The organism is Pseudoxanthomonas sp. GW2 (assembly GCF_000283075.1).
In the GTDB taxonomy this organism is placed as follows: Bacteria; Pseudomonadota; Gammaproteobacteria; order Xanthomonadales; family Xanthomonadaceae; genus Pseudoxanthomonas.
In genome coordinates this window covers 1-1,834 of sequence record NZ_ALIP01000141.1, presented here as the reverse complement: position 1 = coordinate 1,834, position 1,834 = coordinate 1, and the positions used below count along the sequence as shown (strand labels likewise).

General features: G+C 66.3%; 1 protein-coding gene. It reads right to left on the bottom strand.

Features of this window, described 5'->3' with window-relative positions:
- Positions 1 to 36: 36 nt before the first annotated feature.
- Positions 37 to 1,725: a 30S ribosomal protein S1 gene (gene rpsA, locus B351_RS0113325; protein WP_019399533.1), complete on the bottom strand. Its 1,689-nt coding sequence runs from the start codon at positions 1,723 to 1,725 to the stop codon at positions 37 to 39.
- Between the last annotated feature and the right edge of the window lie 109 nt (positions 1,726 to 1,834).

The window sequence follows — 1,834 nt, the reverse complement described above, 5'->3', positions numbered from 1 at the left end:
GCCGGGTCGCCGCGGGGCCATTCACGCTGGCGGGTATTACTCGGACTTGTTGCCCAGCTGCGCACGCAGCAGCGCGCCCAGGCTGGTGGTGCCGGCGGCAGCCTCGGCGGCGGCCTTGTTGTACTCGGCCAGGGCCTCGGCGGTCTCGGCCTCGTCCTTGGCCTTGATCGACAGCTGCAGGGTACGGCCCTTGCGGTCCATGCCCACGAACTTGGCCTCGACCTTGTCGCCGACCTTCAGGTACTGGGTGGCGTCGTCCACGCGCTCGTTGGCGATGTCGCGCGCGGCGACGTAGCCCTCGATGCCGTCGGCCAGCTCGACCACGGCGCCCTTGGCGTCGACTTCCTTCACCACGCCCTCGACCTTGGAGCCCTTCGGGTGCGCGGCCATGTACTGGCCGAACGGATCCTGCTCCATCTGCTTCAGGCCCAGCGAGATGCGCTCGCGCTCCGGGTCGACGGCCAGGACGACGGCGTCCAGGGTGTCACCCTTCTTGAAGTTGCGCAGCACGTCCTCGCCGGTGGTGTTCCAGCTGATGTCGGACAGGTGGACCAGGCCGTCGATGCCGCCTTCCAGGCCGATGAAGATGCCGAAGTCGGTGATGGACTTGATCTGGCCGGTGACCTTGTCGCCCTTCTTGTGGATGGCGGCGAAGGTCTCCCACGGGTTGGCGGCGACCTGCTTCATGCCCAGCGAGATGCGGCGGCGCTCCTCGTCCACGTCCAGGACCATGACCTCGACCTCGTCGCCGACCTGCACGACCTTGGACGGGTTGACGTTCTTGTTGGTCCAGTCCATCTCGGACACGTGCACCAGGCCCTCGACGCCCGGCTCGATCTCGACGAACGCGCCGTAGTCGGTGACGTTGGAGACCTTGCCGAACACGCGGCTGTTGGCCGGGTAGCGGCGAGAGATGTTCTCCCACGGATCCTCGCCCAGCTGCTTCAGGCCCAGCGAGACGCGGTTGCGCTCGCGGTCGAACTTCAGCACGCGCACTTCCAGCTCGTCGCCGACGTTGACCACCTCGGACGGATGGCGCACGCGCTTCCACGCCATGTCGGTGATGTGCAGCAGGCCGTCGATGCCGCCCAGGTCCACGAAGGCGCCGTAGTCGGTCAGGTTCTTGACCACGCCCTTGAGCTTGGCGCCCTCGACCAGCTTCTCCAGCAGCTGCTCGCGCTCCTCGGAGTGCTCGCTCTCGACCACCGCGCGGCGGGAGACGACCACGTTGTTGCGCTTGCGGTCCAGCTTGATGAGCTTGAACTCCAGCTCCTTGCCTTCCAGGTAGGCCGGATCGCGCACCGGACGGACGTCGACCAGCGAGCCCGGCAGGAACGCGCGGACGTCCTTGATGTCGACGGTGAAACCACCCTTGACCTTGCCGCTGATGCGGCCGGTGATGGTCTCGTTCTTCTCCAGCGCCTCTTCCAGCTCGTCCCACACCATCGCGCGCTTGGCCTTCTCGCGCGACAGCACGGTCTCGCCGAAGCCGTTCTCGATCGAGTCGAGCGCGACCTTGACCTGGTCGCCCACGCCAACGTCGATCTCGCCGTTCTCGTTACGGAACTGCTCGATCGGCACGATGCCTTCGGACTTCAGTCCGGCGTTGATCACCACCACGTCGCCGCGGACGTCCACGACGGTACCGGTGACGATGGCGCCCGGCTTCAGCTTCGCCAGGTTGGCCTGGCTCTGTTCGAACAGCTCGGCAAAAGATTCGGTCATTAGTGAATACTCGGTTGAACACACGGACGGAGCCCCATCACCCGATGGCCGCCCCGTCCCCCTGTAGCAGGCCCGTACCGGCGCCCTGTGTGGTTGGTTGATGGACCCC

Bases quoted from the DNA above. Each gene is read 5' to 3' on its own strand.
- rpsA (WP_019399533.1), bottom strand. From the start codon at position 1,725: ATGACCGAATCTTTTGCCGAGCTGTTCGAACAGAGCCAGGCCAACCTG.